Here is a 22,241-nt window from a genome sequence, read left to right on the forward strand (position 1 = left end):
CTACAAAATTCCTCCTTAAAGAAATACATAATTATTTTAATGGGATTCCCCATTTAAAACCGTGTTTGAGGCACCTTGATCAGTGATAATCACTAATTGTTTTGGTGCGAGTTTTGCAAAAGCTTGAATCGCTTCTGCTTTCATATTGCCACCAGCAATTAGAATTGGCAAATCTACATCTGCTAAATCTTCTAATTGAAGGCCTATTCTTGGCACGCGGTGAACGATATTTCCATCTTTATCGAAGAAACATCCGAACGCTTCGCCGACAGCGTGGTCCGTTTTGATTTTAGAATTACTCTTAGAATCAAGTCCTCGTCGCCTTGCCATAATTTTAGCACTACCAACACTAAAAAGTAAAACGTTAGCCTCTTTTAATCTACTTAAAGTAGATTGAATTACAGGATCATTCATCAATGCCTTGTTGGCAACTTCAGAAAGATTTTCTGGCGCATACAATGAAATGTTATGGCCATGTAACCGCTGTGCTAAAATGTCGCTAATTGTGTTGGCTTGAGTCGCTGACGCATCGCCAATACCACCTCGAGCCGCTACCACTGTAAAGTGTCGATTGGCTGAGTGATTTAATTGGATATGCTCGCTGACCGCTAGCATGGTGGACCCACCCGTAATAGCAATCGTATGATTACCATCCGATAATTTATTATCGAGATATTTTGAAACCTGTAAACCCATTTCGAATAAAATGTTTTTATCTAAATCAATGTCACCTGATACAATCCGAGCATCTGCTATGTTGAGCACATCAGCCAAAGCTTTTTCATGTAGATGAATTTTTGAAATATCACGCCACAAGTCTTGACCCGTAGCAATTGCCCTTTCACCTTGACTAGTAATAGTCATACCAGCTGGTGAAGAATCAATTAGACCTTGTCGTTTCAAAATATCAGTGATTGTACGCAAGGGTCTTTCAGTCATAGCTAAATTTTCAGCTAAGCCCTTTCGACCAATTGGACCATCTTTTAAGATTCGCTGTAAAACACGAATTCTTTCAAAATAATCTTCTTTTAGTTCCGGAACTACTTTTAAAATATCATCAAATAGATTATCCATAGTCTCCACTTTCCTGGTACATAAATTTCAATGGAAAAAGACGTTGGACTTTTAATGTCCAGGATGTCTTTTTTTGACCACCTTCCGGTAAAAAATTTTGAAACCTACGTTCCTCAACCTCTTACACAAGTATCTTACCAATAATTTGTACTCCATGCAAGCGATTTGATAAATAGTTTTGGAATTTGCACAAATTTTACAAAGCGCCTTCATTTTTAAATAATAAAAGAAAGAAGCTAGCATAACTGCCAGCTTCTCCTTGATTAGTCAAATTGTATTACTATTTTTTAAGTTCAGCATTATTTGCCATAATGTGATCTAATAAACCATATTCTTTTGCTTCATCAGCTGTTAACCAGTTATCACGATCAGTATCACGTTCGATAACTTCTACAGGTTGACCAGTCATTTCTGAATATAGACGGTTCATTTTTTCTTTTGTTTTTAAGATGTGACGGGCAGCAATTTCGATTTCAGTTGCTTGACCTTGTGCGCCACCTAATGGTTGGTGAATTAAGATTTCAGCGTTAGGTAATGCATAACGTTTACCTTTTGTACCAGCTGCTGCTAAGAATGAACCCATAGATGCAGCCATACCCATGATAATTGTTTGTACATCTGCATGTACAAAGTTCATTGTATCGTAGATAGCCATACCTGAAGTGATAGATCCACCTGGAGAGTTAATGTATAAGTAGATGTCTTTTTCTGGATCTTGAGCATCTAAGAATAATAATTGGGCAATGATTGAGTTTGCTAGGTCGTCATTTACTTCCCCACTCAACATAATAATACGGTCTTTTAATAAACGTGAATAAATATCGTATGCGCGTTCGCCACGAGAAGATTGTTCAATTACTGTTGGCACTAAATTCATATATTTGTCCTCCTTTGATGATTACAAGATTATTATACCTTAATGGTCAAAATTGGTCAACAAAATTGACTGATTCTTCTTACCTTTAGTATTCTATCATGACACAGGCTGATTGTCCTAGTATTGCGCCTATTGTCGCCTTGAATAAGCGTCTAAAATACGGTATACTTATTCTGTTATTGTATTTTATCTATTGAATACATATTTCAAATTTAGCGTCCGTAGTGTAATGGATATCACATAAGATTCCGGTTCTTATGATGGGGGTTCGATTCCCTCCGGACGCATCAATCACAAATTTTAAGGTCGAAACTGTATATGTTTCGGCCTTTTTTACTGTCATTTTTGCCAAACAAAAAACCACCTCTTTCGAAGTGGTTTCTCAATTCATTTAATCTACTGATTAATAGAATACGTTTGTTACGCCATCACCTGAAGCGTAGAATGATTGTGCAGATGTTGTTACACCATTTGTTAACACGTCATTTACTGCTTGATAAGTTGTATCTGAAACTGAAGTACTTGCTGCCATACCATTTGAAACAACTTCAAATTGGCCAGATGCATTTACTACGTCTAATAATGTTGTACCACCCCAGTTACCTGAGTTCGCACGGTTCACGATTACTGAGAATACAGCTGCTGTATCAGCATAACCAGGACCAGCTTCTGCTTCTACAACTTGCAATACGAAGTATGGTACTTCTGATGCTGCAGAATAGTCAGTTGATGCGGTAGCAGTAGTAGTTTCAGTTGTCGCTTCTGTTTCAGTAGTTGTTTCAACAGCTGTTGCTTCTACTTCTGGAGTTGTTTCTGCTTCATAAGAAACAGCTTCTACAGTTGGTGTCGTTTCAGTTTTAGAAACTGATTCTTCTTCTACTTTATAAGTATCTTTTGTATGTGTTGTATCTTCCACAACGATTTCATCTACTTCGCCAGATTCATCTTTTGTGAATGAGATTTTGTTAGCTGGGAAAATAAGATCAGCATTTTCGATCTCGTTAATTTGTACTAATGTATCTAAATTAACACCCGCTGCTGTTGCAATAGTAGATAATGTGTCACCGTAAACAATTGTATAAGAAGATGTGGATTCGTCCACTGATTCGATATCAGCTGAAACTTCTTCTACTGTACGAGCTGTCCACTCTGCTGCTTTTGCTTCTTCAGTATTAAAACCTGCTGTTGCAAATAATGCCGATAGGGCAAATGTAGTTCCTAGAATTGTTTTGTTGAATTTCATAATGTATTACTCCTTATTCTTGTCTAAGTTATTTAGTCACTGTCTCGACTACTTGCCCTATACTACACACCTCGAATTGAAAAAGGAACCCCAAAAGGCCATTCGTTAAGGCTCTTTAAATGCTTTGTCATTTATTGAAATCTTTTGTAATCCTTAAGTTTTAAATGACAAATATTACAATCTAGCCTGAAACACCATGCCCACAAGGGTCTATGGCACATTTGCAAAAATTGTTCAATACGCCAAAAGTGATAATTATGACATTGTATGTAACATGATTATTTATGACAATTAAAAAATAATACCTGAAAAAAGGTGATACTTAGCCAAAAACGACCAATTTTCCATCAAGCCTCTTCTCGTTTTTACAAACAAAATCTCAAACCACCAACACAAAAATCTTATTGACGGCACAAAAAAACACCTAGGAACGAGTCCTAGGTGTTTCATTAATACTATTTTTCGTCTGCTTCTGAATCAGCCATTGATGAATCAAAATCATCATTTTTACGTAATTGCGCTAGCAATTTATCGATATGGCTACCATATTCAATTGAACGATCACGTTCAAATGTGATTTCTGGTGTCTTATACAGATTTAAACGTTTACCAATTTCAGATCGAACTAAACCGCTCGCTTTTGTTAAGCCTTTTTGGGCTTTTTCACGTTCGCTAGCTAGTTCGCTTAAAGTAGTATAGTAAATAGTTGCTTGTTGTAGGTCACCAGTGATGTCAACATCAGTAAGGGTTACACCTTCAACGCGAGGATCTTTTACATTTTTGCGTAAAATATCATTTACATCACGTAGGATTTCTTGACTTACACGCTCGGCTCTAAATTTTGCCATTTATATTCACCTCTGAATTATTTTTTCACTTCTACCATGTGGTATGCTTCGATTTCGTCATCAACTTTGATATCGTTGTAGTTTTCGATTGTTAAACCACACTCGAATCCACGGCCGACTTCTTTCACATCGTCTTTAAAGCGACGTAATGAACCCAATTTACCATCAAAGATAACGATAGAATCACGGATGATACGTACTTGAGAGTTACGTGAAATTGAACCATCCGTTACGTAACCACCGACAATTGTACCTACTTTAGATACATTGTAAGTTTCACGTACAACAACAGTACCAGTAACTTCTTCAACGAATTCTGGGTCTAACATACCTGTCATCGCTGATTCAACATCATTGATGGCATCGTAGATAACATTGTATAGACGTAATTCAACTTCGTCTTGTTCAGCTTGCATTTTCGCTTGCGGAGTAGGACGAACATTGAAACCAATGATCAATGCTTGAGAAGCTTGACCTAAAGTAACGTCACTTTCATTGATTGCACCAACAGCTTGGTGGACAATGTTTACACGTACGCCTTCAACTTCAATCTTTTGTAAGCTTCCAGCAAGGGCTTCAACTGAACCTTGAACATCACCTTTGATGATGACATTTACAGATTTCAATTCACCTTCTTGAAGTGTTTCAAATAGATTTTCTAAAGTTACGGCATGGTTAGCGTTACGACGAGCAGCTAAAGCACGGCTCGCACGTTCTTCACCAACTGCACGTGCAGTTTTTTCATCATCAAATGTTACAAAACGGTCCCCAGCTTGAGGTGCATCTTGTAAACCTGTGATTTCAACTGGTGTAGATGGGCCAGCAGATTTAATTCGACGACCTGCATCGTTAGTCATTACACGGACACGACCATGTGTGTTACCAACAACGATTGGGTCACCAACATGTAATGTACCTTGTTGAACTAGTAATGTCGCGATCGCACCTTTAGATGGGTCTAATCGAGCTTCAATTACAGAACCTAAAGCTAAACGGTTTGGTGCAGCTTTGTATTCTTCAACATCAGATACTAATAGAATCATTTCTAATAAGTCTTCAACGTTTTGACCGAATTTCGCAGAGATGTTCACGAAGATTGTATCTCCACCCCACTCTTCAGAAATCAAACCATATTCAGTTAATTCTTGCATTACGCGTTCAGGATTAGCTGTTGGTTTATCAATCTTGTTCACTGCTACGATGATTGGCACATCGGCAGCTTTCGCATGGTTAATCGCTTCAACTGTTTGTGGCATTACACCATCATCAGCAGCAACTACTAAGATAACGATATCTGTAACATCAGCACCACGGGCACGCATTGTTGTAAAGGCCGCATGTCCTGGAGTATCAAGGAAGGTAATCAAACGATTATTTGTACGAACTTGGTAGGCACCAATATGTTGTGTAATCCCACCAGCTTCCCCGTCAACTACTTGAGAATGACGTAAGTAGTCTAGTAATGTTGTTTTACCGTGGTCAACGTGACCCATGATTGTAACAACAGCTGGACGACTTTCTAATTCTTCTTCAGGTGCATTTTCTGCATCTTCAAAGTAGTGTTCAAAGTCTGCTTGATCCAAAACAACTTTTTCCTCAGCTTCAACGCCGTATTCAGCTAAGATTAATTCTAGCGCATCAGTATCCAAACCTTGGTTTTGAGTTGCTGGAATACCCATCAAGAATAATTTTTTAATAATTTCTGCTGGTTCACGGTGAAGTTTTTTCGCTAAATCTGCAACTGTCATACCTTCAGTATATTCCACTTTTTCTGGAAGTGGTTTTGGTTTACGAGCTGGTACAGGATTACTTGTACGGTTTTGATCGTTGTTAAAACGACCTTTCTTGCCTTTTTTACCTTTACCTTTGAATCCACCGTTATTGTTATTTCTAAAATTATTATTGTTATTATTCATATGTTTTTTATTCTCTTTTGCTGGGCTAGGGCGATTTTGCGACTGGTTTTGTTGATTTTGTTGATTTGCATTTGCTTTAGCAGGTTCTTTCTTCGCTGGTGCATCTGCAGGTTTCTTATCATTCGTAGGCTCAGCTTTTGCTGCTGGGGCCTTAGCTTCTTGAGCATCGTTATTTGTATTATTTGCTTTGTTTTTAGCGTTAGCAAAATTGCTCTTAAGTTTGCTGACCTCTTCATCTGTCATTGAAGCCATGTGACTTGAATATTCAAATCCCACTTTTTCTGCTTCACTTAATAGTTCTTTGCTGGAAACGCCTAGTTCCTTAGCAACTTCATAGACACGTTTTTTTGACATGTCATCACCTTCCTTAATCTACTATTCTCTCATACTTTTTACGCTCCTATTTGATGTAAAAATATACGCTGTCATTATTATTTTTGGAAACTTTTTACAAAGCCTCGGTCTGTGAAAGCGACAATGGATCTCTTCTTGCCTAAAGCAATCGAGATTTCCTCTGTCGTAAACACTTGAACCCAAGGAATGTCATAAAATTCACATTTATTCTCAATGTTTCGTTTGGTTTGATCGCTCACATCTGTAGCAACAATGACCAAATCAGCAGTGCCTTGTTTCACGGCTTTTACTACTGTTTCAGTCCCTGAAACTAATTTACCAGCGGCTTGCGCTAAACCTAACAAATTGATTTTATTATTGTTCATTTTCAAAAAGCTCTTTTCTGGCTTTTTGATGTGCTACATAAGCTTTTAACTCGCTATAGAATTCATCAGAGATTTTAACATCTAAATGACGATCTAATACGTGTTTATCCCAAGCTTTTTGAACAACATCCGGATCTAGTGACACATATGCGCCACGGCCGTTCTTTTTACCAGAAGGGTCAATTTCAACTTCACCTTCTGGGTTTCGAACAATCCTTACCAATTCTTTTTTGGGAAACATTTCATTGGTCACAACACATTTTCGCATAGGAATTTTTCGTTGTTTCATGTTTCACACCACCTAATCTTAACGTTCTTCGTTTAAACGTTCTTGTTGGTCTAATTCTTCACCGAATAAAATTTCATCGTCGCCTTCAATTGCATCAATTTCTGATTCAAATGTTTCTGCGTCGAAGTTTCCTTCGTCGATATCATCTAAAGCGATTTGATCTTCTTCAGTAATTTCATCAACTGATTCAGTTAGCGCAACATATTCTTCAACAGCTGCGGCATCATCAGCGATTTCAACTTCTTCATCTTCAACTGATGCTGCTTTTTCGCCAAAACGAATTGCATATTCTTCAGTTAATTTGTAAGCTTCGAAGTCAGCTTCAGATTTGATATCAATTTTGTGGTTTGTTAATTTAGCAGCAAGACGTGCATTTTGACCACGTTTACCAATTGCTAGTGATAAGTGGTTTTCAGGTACAACAACCACACATGATGTTTCATTTGGTACAAAATGTACTGATAAAACATCTGCAGGATTCAAGGCATTTGAAATGAATGTAGCTGTATCATCAGACCATTGTACAATGTCCATGTTTTCGCCTTTTAATTCATCTACAATACGTTGAACACGAGTACCACGTGGACCAACACAAGTACCAACAGCATCGATGTTGGCGTCATTTGAAACTACTGCAACTTTAGAACGGTCACCAGCTTCACGTGCGATAGCTTTAATTTCAACTGTACCATCAAAGATTTCAGGTACTTCTTGTTCAAACAAACGTTTCAACAAGCTTGGGTGGCTACGGCTCACGTATACTTGTGGTCCCTTAGTCGTATTTTCTACACGTTCAACATACACTTGCACACGTTCGTGTGGTTGGAATGTTTCGTTTGGAATTTGACCTTCTGGTGGGATAACCGCTTCAATTTTACCTAAGCTAACATATACATAACGACGGTCTTGACGTTCAACGATACCTGTTAAAATATCATCTTCATAGTCAATATATTCATTATAAATGATTAAACGTTCAGCTTCACGTACACGTTGCATAATTACTTGTTTTGCAGTTTGTGCAGCAATACGACCAAAGTCTTTAGGCGTTACTTCAAATTTGATTTTGTCGCCAACTTCGTAAGCTTTATTCATTTCATGTGCATCTTCAATAGATACTTCTAATTGAGAGTCCATGACTAATTCCACTACTTCTTTGACCGCAAAAACTTTGATATCACCTTTTTTGTCATCAAAATGTACTTCAACATTTTGCGCTTGTTGGTAATTACGTTTATATGCAGAAACTAAGGCAGCCTCTAACGCTTCAAGAATGACATCTTTAGAGATACCTTTCTCTTCTTCAAGCACCTCGAAGGCTCTTAACATTTCTTTACTCATCTATATTCCTTCTTTCACAATGATTTCAATTAAAATTCAATAGCCAATCTGATTAAAGACACGTTTGTTTTTGAAACAGTAATATCTTTAAGACGTGTTTTAACTTTTGTTTCAATGACATATTCATCATCTTCAACAGCTTTTAAACGGCCTTGAATATTTTTTTGACCATCTACGGCTTGATAGAATGACAAGAATACCCATTCACCAATTGCAGCTTGAACATCGTCCGCATCTTTCAATGGGCGTTCTGCACCTGGAGATGAGACTTCCAAGTAATATGCTTGTGGGATTGGATCAGTTTCTAACTGGTCAACAGTCTCAGAAATGTGTTCACTTACTAACACACAATCCTCAATAGTGATACCGCCACCTGGTCTATCCACATAAATTCTTAGAAACCAAGATTTACCTTCTTTGACAAATTCTATATCAAATAATTTAAATCCTAAGCCTTCTATTACGGGTTTCACAATCTCTTCCATTTGATCAGTTACTTTAGCCATATTTCCCCTCACTTTTTGCAATTACTTTTTACCATGAAAAAAGTGAGCGTCACCGCTCACTCCACCACTGTCTTTCTCTCTACTGTTACAGTATAACATATTTCACTAGGCTTCGCAATAATTGTTGCTAGCACGGGATTTTACAAGTCTTGGACTAATCCACTTACCGCATTTACCGGAATTGAGAATGTAACACCCTTACCAGGTAAATCTAATTGCAATTCTTCTTTAATTACGTTCGCAATATGATCAACTTTTTCTGATTCAACGACCAATAGCACAACTTCTTTTTCTGGTTGCATTTCAATATAGAATAATTTTGAAATTTCCGCGGTACCAATCCCTCTACCATGTAGAATGGTAGCACCTTTAGCACCCGCATGACGTGCTGCGTCTACTACTTCATCGCCTTTATCTCTATATACAATTGTTACTAATAATTGATAATTCCCCATTGTTTGCTCATTCTCCTCAAAATCGTGATGATATAACCGACTACCATAAACACTTGAAGTATCGCTAGAAAATAATATTCCTCTACCTTTTTTATTCAGATTTAGTCCATCAACAACTGCACGATGGATTTCATCTTCTTTCTCTTTCGGTACTAGCGTGATTAATAATTCTTTTTTAGATTCATCTAATCCCATCAACTGTAAAAAGCGGTTTGAAACGGTTCCTTCACAAAGTACCAAAGTACCACCACTAGTTCCGTGGGATTTCGCAATTTTTAAGGCCTTATTCCCGTAGCCATGGTTTAGAATGGCAAAGAATGCGACCGGTTGTGATTGTATTGTCATGCAATCATTCCTCCTATACTATTCTATTCATCCAGGGCTTGATTGTTTTTCACACGTAATTTATAGAACAAGCCAATTAATTGAATCATTAAAACTGGGGCCATAGCGACGGTGGCGATAATACCAAAACCGTCAACTAATACATCAGCTTGTGGTAATGTGGCCGCTACCCCTTGTGCAAAGGCCAAGATAAAGGTAGCCGTCATTGGGCCAGATGCCACTCCACCAGCATCAAATGCGATACCCGTAAATAGATTTGGCACGAAGAAGCTTAATAAAATAGATAAGCCAAATCCTGGTAATAAAAAATGCCATAATTCAACACTTGGCACCATAATGCGGACCATCGATAAAGCTACCGCTAAGCCTACACCAATTGATAAGGCAAATAGTAGCAACTTATTCGGAATATGTCCACCCGTTACCTCTTCCACTTGATCACCTAATACATGGACGGCTGGTTCTGCTAAAACAACAACCAGACCCATGACAAGGCCAATCCATGGCAGTAAACTTTGGTAATTTGTAGCTAACTCAGTTGCTAAATAGCGACCCATATCCATAAATCCTTGGTTTACACCGACTAAGAATAAGGTCAATCCGATGAGAACATATACGATACCTACCATAATTCGAATCAGTTCCATTTGGGATAAGCGTTTTTGAATTAAATACACGATTGCAAATAAAATCAAAATTGGAATTAAGGCAAATAAGGATTCTTGGAAGGTATGCTTCATGTTACGGATAAATGGTGCGAAGATTCCTTTTGCATATTGATACTCTTGACTGAAATCTTGAATTTTTGTTTGTTGGATAATAGCCATTAACAGCACAGCAATAATTGGCCCCGTTGACATGGCACCAACTAAACCGAATGAGTCATCTTCGGCACCTTTACCACCCTTACGTGATGATACACTGGCTCCTAAGGCTAAAATAAATGGCGTCGTCAATGCACCCGTGGTCGCACCAGAAGCATCAAATGCCATGGCTAAGAACGTTGAATCTGCAAATAGGGTCAAGATAAATATCAGCCCGTACACAATCAAGAAGAACCATTTTAAGGCTATATCCTTCATGACACGATACACACCTAAGGCAATCATAATCCCTACCCCAATTGATACTACAAACACAATAAATTGGGCACCTATTGCGCCACCTGTGGCATCTGATATTTGCTGACCTAAAATGAGTAGGTCAGGTTCTGCTACGGTAATGGAAAAACCAATTAGGAAAGTTAATAACAAGACCATAAAATGGGATGACGCTCGGATAATCGAATGCCCTAAATAATCCCCTATTGGTTCCATACCTATATCAACCCCAAATAGGAATATCGTTAGTCCTAGAATTAACAATACTGATCCTATACCGAACCGCGCCATTACATCGCCTGGTACATCAACAATCGTTAAGGCGAGTATGACAACTAGCGCAACGATGGGCATGACAGATGACAATACTTCTTTAAATTTATCTTTTAAAAGCTGCATCTAATTCCTCCTTTGCAAAATAAGTCTAAAAAAAACAAGTCAGGCATTTAATCAAAATGTTGGCTTGTTTGTTTTATTGAATGAAGGTCTATTCCTTCATTATCATAAAAGTGATAAACTTTTAAATTCATGTTAACATAATCTGTATTTTTCCTCAAAGTTTATCTCTTTTTACAAAAAAAATGGCTAGGATAAAAATCCCAGCCATTTTTAAATACTTACATATTAAAAATCGAATAATGATAATTGGTTTTGATCAGGTAACCCATCAAGTACATGGTTTTCAGTCATGTATTCAATAATTGATTTCGATACTTTACCACGTGTTTGTAAATCTTCTTTAGATAAGAATGGTGATTCTTCACGTGCTGCAACGATAGATTTGGCCACATTGATACCAAGTCCATCGATGGCTCTAAATGGCGCAATTAATGTTTTGTCATCTTCAATGACAAATTCAGTTGCATCTGATTTATTAATATCTACCATTTTCAAGGTAAAGCCACGTTCCCAAAGTTCATTGACAATTTCTAATACAGTTAATAATTGTTTTTCTTTGGTAGATGCTTCTAACCCTTTACCATTAATTTCATTAATTTTCGCTTTGGTTGATTCAAGTCCATTTGACATTGAAACCAAATCAAAGTCTGATGCACGTACAGATAAGTATGCACAATAATACCAAATCGGATGTTTCACTTTAAACCAAGCTACACGCATGGCGTTCAATACGTATGCCGCTGCATGAGCTTTCGGGAACATGTATTTGATTTTTTGACATGATTCCATATACCATTCTGGCACATCGTATTCACGCATAATGGCTTTATGTTCATCCGATAATCCTTTACCTTTACGCACTTTTTCCATAATTTGGAAAGCGTCAGACTCTGGTAAACCTTTATGGATTAAATAAACCATGATGTCGTCACGACAACCGATAACTTCACTTAATGGCAAGCCTTTTTCACGGACAAGCACTTCTGCGTTACCCAACCAAACGTCGGTACCGTGAGATAATCCAGAGATCTGTAGCAACTCCGCAAATGTAGATGGTTTCGTTGCTTCTAGCATTTGACGGGTAAAACGTGTCCCAAATTCGGGAATACCCAATGTACCAGTATTGGAATAAATTTGTTCAGGTGTAACACCTAATACCTCAGTCCCGTTGAATAGTTCATATACTTCCGGATCATCTGTTGGAATATCTGTTGGCTTGATACCAGAAAGGTCCTGCAGTTTACGGATCATGGTCGGGTCATCGTGTCCCAGAATATCCAGTTTCAAGACGTTATCATGGATGGAATGGAAATCAAAGTGCGTCGTTTTCCATTCTGATTCCACGTCATCCGCTGGGTATTGGATTGGGGTAAAGTCATATACGTCCATATTTTCTGGAATAACAATGATACCCCCTGGATGCTGACCGGTCGTTCTTTTCACACCAGTAGCACCTTTTGCTAAAAATTCCTTCTCTGTTTTACGTAGGTTTAAGTTCTTATCTTGGTCGTAACCAATCACATAACCAAAGGCTGTCTTATCCGCTACGGTACCGATTGTACCCGCACGGAATACGTGGTCTTCACCGAACAGCACTTTAGTATATGCATGGGCACGTGATTGATATTCTCCTGAGAAGTTCAAATCGATATCGGGTACCTTGTCACCCTTGAATCCAAGGAAGGTTTCGAAAGGAATATCTTGGCCATCTTTGTCCATCATAGCGCCACATTGTGGACAAGCTTTGTCCTCTAAGTCGAATCCTGAACCCACAGACCCATCCGTAAAGAATTGGCTGTAATGACAATCAGGGCAGACATAGTGCGGTGCTAACGGGTTTACCTCAGTAATCCCTGACATGGTTGCAACGAAAGATGAACCTACGGAACCACGGGAACCAACGATATAACCGTCGTCATTTGATTTTTTAACCAATTTTTGTGAAATCAAATAGATAACGGAGAAACCGTTTGAAATGATTGATTTTAATTCTTTTTCCAAACGCGCTTCTACAATTTCAGGTAATTCCTCACCGTAAATTTCATGGGCTTTGGCATAAGACATATCGGTTAATTCTTGTTCTGCCCCTTCAATTGTTGGTGTATATAATTTATCTTTTAACGGCTCGATAAATTCAATACTGTCCGCAATGGCGTTGGTATTTTTCACCACAATTTCATAAGCTTTTTCTTCACCTAAGAAGGCGAAATCAGCAAGCATTTCATCAGTTGAACGTAAATGCGCTTCTGGGAAATATTTCGTCCGATTTGATTTAATCGAATTAATTAGAATTTCACGGTAAATCTTATCTTCCGGATTTAAATAATGCACGTCACCGGTTGCGACAACTGGTTTATCCAGTGTTTGGCCGATATCTAACATGTCACGCATAATTTTTTCTAGTGTCGCTTCGTCTTGAATCAATTCGTCTTGAATCAATGGTTGATATACGGCTTTTGGTTGCAATTCCAGGTAGTCGTAAAAGGCTGCTTTTTTCTCAGCTTCAACTTTACCTTTTTGCATTAAGGCTTCAAAAACTTCTCCACCCGAACATGCTGAACCAATTAATAAGTGCTCACGGTGGGCAGATAATAATGATCTAGGAATACGCGGTACGCGGTAGTAATAATCAATATTAGATGCTGAAACAAGTTTAAATAAGTCTTTCAAACCTGTTTGGTTCTTGGCTAATAAAATCGCATGGAAAGGACGTCCTTGTTTATAGGCATCTCCTTTACCAACATCTTTATTGATCTCATCGTGAAAATGAATATCATGGTCAGCTGCAGCCTCTTTAATAAAGATCCAAGCCAAGGCTCCTGTCGTCTCCGCATCATAAACGGCACGGTGATGTTGTTCTAGTCCGACATTATAGCGTTTTGCTAGGGTATTCAAACGATGTGATTTCAATTGTGGATGCAAGAAACGAGATAACTCCAAGGTATCAATAACGGCATTCGGTGCTTCGCCAAAACCAAGTCGTTTATAGGCTGTATTGATAAAGCCCATATCGAAGCTCGCATTATGGGCTACTAAAATCGCGTCGCCAACCCATTCTCTAAAATCAGTTAAAACTTCAGCTTCCGTACGTGTATTGGCTAACATAGCATCTGTAATACTCGTTAATTCGATAATAGTAGCTGACAATGGTCGACCTGGATTAATAAATTCTTCAAACTGGTCAATGACATTACCATTTTGCATTTTCACTGCTGCTAATTCGATAATATTATCGTAAACAGCGGATAACCCTGTCGTTTCCACGTCAAATACAACATATGTAGCTTCTTTTAATTCAATATGTTGCGGGTTGTAAGCAATATTTACCCCATCATCCACAACGTTGGCTTCAACCCCGTACAACATTTTAATACCTGTTGATTTAGCTACGCCTGATGCTTCAGGATATGCTTGTAATGTAGCATGGTCCGTAATGGCAATTGCTTGGTGTCCCCATGAAGCAGCCAGATTTGCGAAGTCCGCAATACCGTTCGTTGCATCTAGCATCGACATATTAGAATGAACGTGTAATTCCACACGTTTTTCAGGTGCTGTATCTTTACGTTTTTCTTTTTGAATTTCTTCTAAATCACGTACATTTAAGACTAGATCACGAGCGAAACGGTCATCCATTTGTAGGTCACCACGAACGCGTAACCACATACCTTTACGAATGGCGTCAAAAATCGCGATATCTTCATCATTACGAGAGAACATTTGAATTAGGAAAGCAGATGTATAATCAGAAATCTTCGCATTTAATATACGACGACCTGTTTTTAAAATTTTAATTTCAACTTCAAAAACGACACCTTCCATTGATACAAAACGTTGTTCTTCCACATATGTATTCATTGGACGTAACTTATCATCCACTGGGATATGTTTCCCTAATTGAATCTTGTCTACTTTGATGACAGGTCCGTTGCTTTCTGCATTGGCCATTTCTTGTTGTTTTTCAACGGCAAGTTTTGCCATTTCTTGCTGTTTCTCTGCCAAATTATTGGCACGTTCAGTAAAGACGTCACGACGATCTTTAGCCGTTTCTTCGTCCACTACAATATCAAATGGCACCTTATAGAAACCTAAGACCATATAATTTTGTTTAATTGTTTCAATGTAATTGTCTTGAATAAATTGTTTCATCGTCGCATTATCAACGCGAATGATATAGCGGTCATTTTCGAATGTCGGTAACTGACCTTCAAAAATGGATTTTGCTACACCACTTGAAATACCAGAACGGCTAATCACAATCGGCCAATAATCTAGGACCTCTTCACTGCTTGGTTTAGATTCATCTGTAATGTGAAAAGAAAAATCTACCGCACCAATATGATTGAAGCCTTTTCTTAAATGATCCTCGAAAGTTAATAATGTTGCCGCACTCAGACGATTCGGAAAACCAATTTTAAATTGCCACAACCGTGACTTTGTATGCACAATCACATCTTCTAACCAGCCTGCTTGTACAAGCGGATCGTCGGATGTCCATTGTATTTGCCCTAGTAAGGCTTGAAATAATCCTTCTTTTGATTCTGACATCGTCAAGTTTCCTTTCTGTATATTGAACAATAAAAGGCCATAGCAATGGCCTTTTATACAAATCTATTTATAATGTAACACTAACTAGCCAAACATGCGCATAATGTCATTCCAGGTTACTGCAATCATTAGGATTAACACTAAGACTGCACCCACAATATTAATCATGCCTTCTGTTTTGGCTTGTAATGGTTTGCCTCGCACTAATTCTACCAGATTTAGGACGATTTTTCCGCCATCAAGTGCTGGTACAGGTAACAGGTTCACAATTCCTAAGTTAATACTCAATGAAGCTAACCATGAAATAATACCGACTAAACCAAAGGATACCACTTCAGAGGTTGTTTGATACATATACACTGGACCACCAAAGTTATTGATGTCAAAACCAGTTTTAAACATACCTGCAATTACTGAGAAAATACCAGTCATCATTGACCAAGTAGTCGTAAAACCATAAGCAATTTTCGCTAAAAATGACGTATCTTGTGAACGTTGTACACCAATTAAGCCCACTGTTTCGCCAGAATCCACAGTTGTCGCTTCAGGGGTTACCGTAATTTCTTCAGTTGCCCCATCACGATTTACTTCGAAGGTTAATGCTGTATCTGGATTACTTTGAATAGTTGATTGAAGTTCTGCAAATGAATCAACAGCTTCACCATTGATAGCAACGACTTCATCACCAGTTTGTAAACCGGCAACTTGTGCTACACTATCTGCTTGAATTTCACCAATAATTGGTTCATTTGACCAAACCCCACCTTGCATGAAAGCAAGTAGGATAAAAGCGATAATCCCTAAAATAAAGTTGTTCATTGGTCCCGCAAAATTCACAATTAGACGTTGCCAAATTGTAGCTGATTGGAATTGGCGTTCGCGTGGTGCTACTTTTACAATCGTACCGTCTGATTCAACGATATTGGCTTGTTTCGATACACTGTAGCGAACACGTTCAGAACCACCATAAGGAATTCCTTCAATAAACATCTCATTTTCTAGATCTGCTTCCCACACTTCAAGTGGTAGACCATTGAAATTTTGACCTTCATTTTCTAAGGAAATTGTTTGAACAATACCTTCTGTGTCTTGTTCAATGACCACTTGCATCCCTTTGGTGATGGTGTCTGCCATTTCTTCTAAACCAGCCATACGGACATAACCACCGATTGGTAGCATGCGTAGTGTATAGGTAGTTTCTTCGGCTTCATAATGGTAAATTTTTGGACCCATGCCGATTGAAAACTCGCGAACAAGAATGCCCGCTTTTTTTGCAAAATAATAATGTCCAAATTCATGGACGATGACAATAATTGAAAAGATTAGTATAAAAGCGATAATACTTGTCATGTGCTACTCCTATCTAATTGCCTAAAAATGGAATAAGGAAATAAAAAATTGGTAATACTAATAATAGGCTATCAAATCGATCTAAGAAGCCACCGTGTCCTGGCATAATATTGCCGGAATCTTTCACTTGGTAATGACGTTTCATGGCAGACTCCACTAAGTCTCCTAATTGCCCAGTTAAACCTAAGACAATGGCTAAAACCACGTTATCAAAAATTGATAGACCAAATGGGTTGCTGAAGTATAACACAATACTAGTGCAAACAAAAGCACCTACAATTCCCCCTACAGAGCCTTCAATTGTTTTATTTGGTGAAATCTTTGGCGCTAATGGTGTGCGACCAATTCTTCGCCCTACTAGATAAGCAAAGGTATCATTCCCCCCAATAATCAAGAGGATGTATAGGACCGGTAGTAAACCTAAAATACGTGTTTCAATCAATAGGTGAAAGCCGCGCCCCACATAAACGGCAGCCAAACTAATCACGCCAACTGTTTCAAAATTTACGCTTTCCGGTTTAAATACCATAATCATTAACAGCACTGCTACACCTGCAAAATATAAGGTCATAAAATCTATTTCTTGTGGAAAAAGTGCTAAGTAATACGATGGCAATAATTGGAACGCCATCGTCAGTACACCCACGATTCCTTGCCAAGAAAAGAATGGAATATGTGCCATTTGCAAGATTTCCCGGAAGGCAATTACGGCTATGATTGCAATCATTAAATCAAACGGATGTCCGCCAATTAATAAAAGGGGGATGAAAACTGCTAGCGCCACAACGGCTGTGATCACTCTTTGTGTCATAAAAATCCCTCTTTCTATTTTGAATCTATTTTCCCAAAACGACGGTTCCGATGTTGGAATTCGCCAATGCAAGCTTGCATAACAGCCTCGTCAAAGTCTGGCCATTTTGTTTCCGTAAAAATCATTTCACTATAAGCCAATTGCCATAATAAATAGTTAGATAAACGAACCTCACCACTTGAACGAATCATCAAGTCTGGATCTGCAAATTCACCCAACTGTGCTGTATATAAATGATTAGAAATCGTGTCTTCATTAATATCTTTGACACGTAACGCACCATCTGCCACAGCCTGTGCAATTTCACGAACACCTTTGGTTATTTCGTCACGTGAACCATAGTTGAAGGCAATGTTTAGGATTAAGCCAGTATTGTCTTTTGTTTTATCCATTGCATTTTGAATATATTTTTTTGTCCCCATAGGCACTTGTTCAAAAGAACCACTTAAACGGACTTGTACATTATTTTCAATTAAATCTGGTAAAATTTCATCATTTAATACTTTAGGTAAACTCATCAAATAATTGACTTCAGAAAGTGGACGTTTCCAATTTTCAGTTGAAAATGCATATGCAGTTAACACTTTAATCCCCATTTTGTGTGCTGCAATAACTACACGTTTTAAGGCTTTCAAGCCCTCTGAATGTCCATCCGTACGCTTTAAACCACGCTCTTGAGCCCAACGGCCATTACCATCCATAATGACAGCTACATGATTAGGTACAGGTAAAGATGGATCATATTTTCGTTCTTCTACCATTTCGAACCTCCATTTGTAATTCTAAATAATTGTAACAAAAATAAGGGCAAAAACCTATACTAATCACCCTTCTTAGGATAATATTCATGCTTCAATGGTAAAACATTATGAAAATGACAAAAAACAGCAGGTGGTCAAGCCTGCTGTCGTGTAGAAATTGGTTTATTTGGTCTGAATTAAAATTGTGGTCCGCCACCACCCATCATGCCTGTTGCAGTAGCAGTTTCACCTGTTGAAGTTAAGTTTGTAATAGTATCTGTGATACTTAATGTAGCTAGTTCAGTACCTCCACTGACACTACCATCTGTATAGTAACCATTTGATTCTGTACCATCATTTGTACCGCCAGATACTAAGGTGTAATCACCTGTAGCTAAGTCAGCAGTTGATATTACCACGTGGCTATAAGTTTTCGTTGGACTGAATGAGAAGACAGTATTACCGTCTGCATCCACAAGGCTTACTAAAGTACCTGCTTCTTGGGTAGTATCATATGTGATACCTACAGAAGTTTGACTTGCTGTTGAAGCATTTTGTGCCATGTCTGATGTACCAGTGGCTACTAAAGTACCGCCACTTAAATCAAATGATGATCCATAGTCTAATGACCCATTACCACCACTTGTTGTACCATTCACGATAACTAACCCGTCAGTCATGGTAATAATCCCATTTGAATCAAGACCATCACCTTCTGAATCTACAATTAAGGTACCACCACTAATATTTAGTTCTTTAGATTCATCGGCTTCCATTCCACCGCCCATTTGGCCGCCAAAGCTATCAGCGCCAAAAGTTCCTGTCGTTGTTTCCGTATCTGAACCACCACCGGCATTCAAACCATCATCACTAGCCACAACGTTAATTTCACCGCCTGCAATATCGATAATTGAAGACTCTAAACCTTCATAAGATTGTTGAATATCGACTGTACCACCAGAAATGCTAAGGTTTGTATCTGCATGCATACCATCATCACCTGATGCTGCATTAATGGTACCACCTAAAACGCTAATAGTTGCATTTGCGTGGATGGCGTCGTCAGCTGAATCAATGTTGATTGTACCGGAAGCAATTTCAATTGCCCCTGTTGATTTTAGCCCTTTGTATGATTCGGCTGTATCAACAGAAGTTGAACTAGCACCATCGGCAGTTGTAATCGTCATTTCTGCATTTTGAACCATTAAGTTACTGATGGCTTGAACCCCATCGCGGCCAGCGTTAATCGTAAAGCTACCACCGTCGATATATACGTTACCTAAATCAGCTTCATCTTCATTATCGGCTTGTAAACCGTCACCTTCGCTGGTTGTTACAGTATATGTACCATCTAAGATAGATAAATTATCCTTAGCTTTGATACCATTGTTGACTGCTGTGATGTCATATTCACCGGAAACCAAGATCAAATCGTCCTTAGAGCGGATACCATTTGAGTAGTTCCCTTCAATTACTAATTTACCATCACCATTGATGACTAAATCAGCTTTTGAATAGAAGGTTGCATCCGGTTCTGTTTCATCTGTTGCTAAAGTGTAACTTGATCCATCAGTTAAAGTATTCTCAGTACCTGAAGCTAAAGTTGTAATCACTTTTTCACCTTCAGTGATATTAATGGCTGCACCATCGTTATTATTGATTGTGACACCATTTAAAATAATATGAACTTTATCCTCTGCACCAACAGAAACCTGCAATTGACCGTCAGAAAGCGATCCGTTAATGACGTATGTACCTGCTTGGGTAATCGTTACTGTTGAACCATCAACAGTTACACCATCACTAGCCTCCGTACCATCATCCGATAAATTTATGGTGACTGCTTCAGCCTCATCGTATGTTGTTTCTAAATCTTCCTCTTCATAGGTACCATATGTTGAAGTAGTTGTATCACCACTTGCATCAGTAGCTGAACTTGCTGTTGCAGCCGTTGTTTCACTTGAACTAGATGTACTTGCCGAGGCTTGGCTCTCAGCAACTTGGCCACAAGCCCCTAATAAGAGACCTGATACCAAAATTGGCATTAATATTTTTCCTGTTTGTTTATGTATATTCATCATATTTGCTCCTTTTAAGCTAGTCTATAGTTGGTCTGCAGCTGTTGCAACTTTACCCAAAATTACAGGTAGATTGCCGTTACGAACACGCACTTCATCGATTAAGGCTTTTTCTTGCTTAATATCTTTCAAAACAAGTTTGTACCGTAATTCGTATAGGCTACCCATAGTTGTTGTACGGACGTTGTCTAACGATGCTGATTGGGTATATTTCTCAAAGATATCGTCAAATAAATCAGGATAATCTAAATCTTCTGGAATTGTAACTTTTAATTCACGTTCCGCCGTTTTCGCATGTTCACCGAATGGTAAGGTATAAAGAACTAGTAAGAAAATAGCGACTAGTGCTGAGAATACAGCTACATAGGTTACATAACCCATTCCTGTTGCTAAACCAACACCCATTGCCCAGAATACAGAAGCAATTTCACGTGATCCACCTGGTACTGACCGGAATCGAATTAGGGAGAAGGCACCTAAGATGGCTACCCCTGTTCCTAAGTTACCGTTCACCAACATGATGACCGTTTGTACTAGGATTGGTAAAACTGCTAAGGTAATAACGAAATTTTTCGTGTAAGTATTTTTGTACATGTAAACAATGGCTACCAAAATACCTAATACCATCGAAACAATGGCTGTGATGATTAAATCGCTAAAGACTAAGTTGGCTGTGTCGCCTGAAAAAAGACTAGTGAACATGAATAATATCCTCCTGTTTGAATAAGTGACGTTCGTATGTTTCGGCATATTTTGAGAAGCTTGATTTGCGGATTTCGTATTTATCTAACAAAGCTACAAACCATAATGGGTAGGCGCCGAGTGCCTTCACTTCCATTAGAATACCCAGACCTGGGGCTACCGGTTCGCCAACGTCACCTTGAACAAGTGCTAAATGGTCGTTACGGTAACGTATGTTTTGGTCAAAGGTTACTCGGAATTCACCGTCTTCTTTATCAAATAGTGATACGCGGTCATAGGCAATGAGTACTTTCGGTTGTAAGTTTTTATTTTGTTTGAATAACCAGGTAATTTCCTCTTCAATTTGTTTTGAAATGGATGTGACGTTACCTGTGTGTACTGGAAATTCTCCAGTTTCTAACCAATGGACATATTCTTCATATTGCATGGGCACACGTCTTTTATATACAATCCCTTGCACTTTTTTCTTAATTTCTAAGAAAATCATTGACCCTTCGCATGGAACCCCATAAGCGCGAATTCGGAATTTTTCTTTATATACTGGTTTATCCATAGATTTGCGGATCAATTGAAAATCATCGGTATCAAAATACAATGATAAGATAGTATGCTGACCATATTCATCCACCTGCATTTCTTCCTGTAAGTCATGGAAGAAGGCATGGAATTTTTCTTCGTCTAATATATATTTGGTTTCTTTACGTTGAAAAACATTTTTTAGTTTCATCGTGTTTTCCTCCTCTATCTCAGTCGCCTTATTGCTTGGCCACTTGGTATGCTATTAATATACTTGGCTTAACTTAAACCAAGCTTAAAGGTAGAAAAAAATAATCAGATTTGGCAAAAAAACTTGAAAATTATTGCTATTCTCTTATTTTTTAAGCTAGCTTTCAGTTTTACATG

Annotated in this window: 17 protein-coding genes, 1 tRNA gene and 1 pseudogene; 1 reads left to right on the top strand and 18 read right to left on the bottom strand. The window is 38.3% G+C overall.

Annotated features, from left to right (window positions below):
• Nucleotides 1-36: 36 nt before the first annotated feature.
• Nucleotides 37-1,074 (bottom strand): sugar-binding transcriptional regulator, encoded by a 1,038-nt coding sequence (locus EF384_RS00850; protein WP_123779101.1) that lies wholly within the window; start codon nt 1,072-1,074, stop codon nt 37-39.
• A gap of 280 nt (nt 1,075-1,354) precedes the next feature.
• A pseudogene (clpP, locus tag EF384_RS00855) lies at nt 1,355-1,954 on the bottom strand (ATP-dependent Clp endopeptidase proteolytic subunit ClpP); the annotation flags it as partial.
• Between the two features lie 212 nt (nt 1,955-2,166).
• On the opposite strand from clpP, the gene EF384_RS00860 reads away from it, so the two are divergent.
• Nucleotides 2,167-2,238, top strand: a tRNA-Arg gene (locus tag EF384_RS00860).
• Between the two features lie 116 nt (nt 2,239-2,354).
• Here EF384_RS00860 and EF384_RS00865 read toward each other — a convergent pair.
• From EF384_RS00865 to EF384_RS00940, 16 genes are all read right to left on the bottom strand, one after another.
• Complete coding sequence (locus EF384_RS00865; RefSeq protein ID WP_123779103.1) at nt 2,355-3,194, bottom strand: cell wall hydrolase; 840 nt, start codon at nt 3,192-3,194, stop codon at nt 2,355-2,357.
• 455 nt (nt 3,195-3,649) lie between these two features.
• On the bottom strand, nt 3,650-4,042 hold the full coding sequence (rbfA, locus tag EF384_RS00870) for a 30S ribosome-binding factor RbfA (RefSeq protein WP_123779104.1): 393 nt from the start codon (nt 4,040-4,042) through the stop codon (nt 3,650-3,652).
• Between the two features lie 17 nt (nt 4,043-4,059).
• Nucleotides 4,060-6,312 carry a translation initiation factor IF-2 gene (gene infB, locus EF384_RS00875; protein WP_123779105.1) on the bottom strand — a complete coding sequence of 751 codons (2,253 nt, stop codon included), beginning with the start codon at nt 6,310-6,312 and terminating at the stop codon, nt 4,060-4,062.
• A 77-nt stretch (nt 6,313-6,389) separates the two neighbouring features.
• A complete protein-coding gene (locus EF384_RS00880; protein WP_123779106.1) occupies nt 6,390-6,677 on the bottom strand; it encodes a L7Ae/L30e/S12e/Gadd45 family ribosomal protein in 288 nt (95 codons plus the stop codon).
• A complete protein-coding gene (gene rnpM / locus EF384_RS00885) occupies nt 6,667-6,966 on the bottom strand; it encodes an RNase P modulator RnpM (protein ID WP_123779107.1) in 300 nt (99 codons plus the stop codon). Before rnpM ends, EF384_RS00880 begins: the two co-directional genes overlap by 11 nt.
• A gap of 18 nt (nt 6,967-6,984) precedes the next feature.
• Nucleotides 6,985-8,307 carry a transcription termination factor NusA gene (gene nusA, locus EF384_RS00890; protein WP_123779108.1) on the bottom strand — a complete coding sequence of 441 codons (1,323 nt, stop codon included), beginning with the start codon at nt 8,305-8,307 and terminating at the stop codon, nt 6,985-6,987.
• Nucleotides 8,308-8,336: 29 nt separating this feature from the next.
• On the bottom strand, nt 8,337-8,813 hold the full coding sequence (rimP, locus tag EF384_RS00895; RefSeq protein WP_123779109.1) for a ribosome maturation factor RimP: 477 nt from the start codon (nt 8,811-8,813) through the stop codon (nt 8,337-8,339).
• Nucleotides 8,814-8,953: 140 nt separating this feature from the next.
• Nucleotides 8,954-9,613, bottom strand: coding sequence for a P-II family nitrogen regulator (locus EF384_RS00900; protein WP_123779110.1), 660 nt, complete (start codon nt 9,611-9,613; stop codon nt 8,954-8,956).
• 23 nt (nt 9,614-9,636) lie between these two features.
• The gene (locus EF384_RS00905; RefSeq protein ID WP_123779111.1) at nt 9,637-11,112 is read right to left on the bottom strand and encodes a DUF1538 domain-containing protein; all 1,476 of its coding nucleotides are present in this window, start codon (nt 11,110-11,112) and stop codon (nt 9,637-9,639) included.
• A 225-nt stretch (nt 11,113-11,337) separates the two neighbouring features.
• Nucleotides 11,338-15,657 (bottom strand): PolC-type DNA polymerase III, encoded by a 4,320-nt coding sequence (locus EF384_RS00910; protein WP_123779112.1) that lies wholly within the window; start codon nt 15,655-15,657, stop codon nt 11,338-11,340.
• Between the two features lie 84 nt (nt 15,658-15,741).
• Nucleotides 15,742-17,007 (bottom strand): RIP metalloprotease RseP, encoded by a 1,266-nt coding sequence (gene rseP, locus EF384_RS00915; protein ID WP_123779113.1) that lies wholly within the window; start codon nt 17,005-17,007, stop codon nt 15,742-15,744.
• Nucleotides 17,008-17,020: 13 nt separating this feature from the next.
• A complete protein-coding gene (locus EF384_RS00920) occupies nt 17,021-17,818 on the bottom strand; it encodes a phosphatidate cytidylyltransferase (RefSeq protein WP_123779114.1) in 798 nt (265 codons plus the stop codon).
• A gap of 14 nt (nt 17,819-17,832) precedes the next feature.
• The gene (gene uppS, locus EF384_RS00925; protein WP_123779115.1) at nt 17,833-18,579 is read right to left on the bottom strand and encodes an undecaprenyl pyrophosphate synthase; all 747 of its coding nucleotides are present in this window, start codon (nt 18,577-18,579) and stop codon (nt 17,833-17,835) included.
• 176 nt (nt 18,580-18,755) lie between these two features.
• On the bottom strand, nt 18,756-20,639 hold the full coding sequence (locus tag EF384_RS00930; protein WP_233569992.1) for a carbohydrate-binding domain-containing protein: 1,884 nt from the start codon (nt 20,637-20,639) through the stop codon (nt 18,756-18,758).
• Nucleotides 20,640-20,660: 21 nt separating this feature from the next.
• Nucleotides 20,661-21,338 carry a DUF4956 domain-containing protein gene (locus EF384_RS00935; protein ID WP_123779116.1) on the bottom strand — a complete coding sequence of 226 codons (678 nt, stop codon included), beginning with the start codon at nt 21,336-21,338 and terminating at the stop codon, nt 20,661-20,663.
• Nucleotides 21,328-22,065, bottom strand: coding sequence for a polyphosphate polymerase domain-containing protein (locus EF384_RS00940; RefSeq protein WP_123779117.1), 738 nt, complete (start codon nt 22,063-22,065; stop codon nt 21,328-21,330). Before EF384_RS00940 ends, EF384_RS00935 begins: the two co-directional genes overlap by 11 nt.
• Nucleotides 22,066-22,241 lie beyond the last annotated feature (176 nt).

It is taken from the genome of Aerococcus agrisoli, from assembly GCF_003797145.1.
Lineage (GTDB): Bacteria > Bacillota > Bacilli > Lactobacillales > Aerococcaceae > Aerococcus > Aerococcus agrisoli.

Excerpts from the sequence above, each read along its gene's own strand:
- EF384_RS00940 (WP_123779117.1), bottom strand. The coding sequence starts at position 22,065 with ATGAAACTAAAAAATGTTTTTCAACGTAAAGAAACCAAATATATATTA.
- EF384_RS00935 (WP_123779116.1), bottom strand. The coding sequence starts at position 21,338 with ATGTTCACTAGTCTTTTTTCAGGCGACACAGCCAACTTAGTCTTTAGC.
- rnpM (WP_123779107.1), bottom strand. The coding sequence starts at position 6,966 with ATGAAACAACGAAAAATTCCTATGCGAAAATGTGTTGTGACCAATGAA.
- EF384_RS00905 (WP_123779111.1), bottom strand. The coding sequence starts at position 11,112 with ATGCAGCTTTTAAAAGATAAATTTAAAGAAGTATTGTCATCTGTCATG.
- EF384_RS00865 (WP_123779103.1), bottom strand. The coding sequence starts at position 3,194 with ATGAAATTCAACAAAACAATTCTAGGAACTACATTTGCCCTATCGGCA.
- EF384_RS00850 (WP_123779101.1), bottom strand. The coding sequence starts at position 1,074 with ATGGATAATCTATTTGATGATATTTTAAAAGTAGTTCCGGAACTAAAA.
- infB (WP_123779105.1), bottom strand. The coding sequence starts at position 6,312 with ATGTCAAAAAAACGTGTCTATGAAGTTGCTAAGGAACTAGGCGTTTCC.
- rseP (WP_123779113.1), bottom strand. The coding sequence starts at position 17,007 with ATGACAAGTATTATCGCTTTTATACTAATCTTTTCAATTATTGTCATC.
- EF384_RS00900 (WP_123779110.1), bottom strand. The coding sequence starts at position 9,613 with ATGACAATACAATCACAACCGGTCGCATTCTTTGCCATTCTAAACCAT.
- nusA (WP_123779108.1), bottom strand. The coding sequence starts at position 8,307 with ATGAGTAAAGAAATGTTAAGAGCCTTCGAGGTGCTTGAAGAAGAGAAA.
- rbfA (WP_123779104.1), bottom strand. The coding sequence starts at position 4,042 with ATGGCAAAATTTAGAGCCGAGCGTGTAAGTCAAGAAATCCTACGTGAT.
- EF384_RS00930 (WP_233569992.1), bottom strand. The coding sequence starts at position 20,639 with ATGATGAATATACATAAACAAACAGGAAAAATATTAATGCCAATTTTG.
- rimP (WP_123779109.1), bottom strand. The coding sequence starts at position 8,813 with ATGGCTAAAGTAACTGATCAAATGGAAGAGATTGTGAAACCCGTAATA.
- EF384_RS00880 (WP_123779106.1), bottom strand. The coding sequence starts at position 6,677 with ATGAACAATAATAAAATCAATTTGTTAGGTTTAGCGCAAGCCGCTGGT.
- EF384_RS00920 (WP_123779114.1), bottom strand. The coding sequence starts at position 17,818 with ATGACACAAAGAGTGATCACAGCCGTTGTGGCGCTAGCAGTTTTCATC.
- uppS (WP_123779115.1), bottom strand. The coding sequence starts at position 18,579 with ATGGTAGAAGAACGAAAATATGATCCATCTTTACCTGTACCTAATCAT.
- EF384_RS00910 (WP_123779112.1), bottom strand. The coding sequence starts at position 15,657 with ATGTCAGAATCAAAAGAAGGATTATTTCAAGCCTTACTAGGGCAAATA.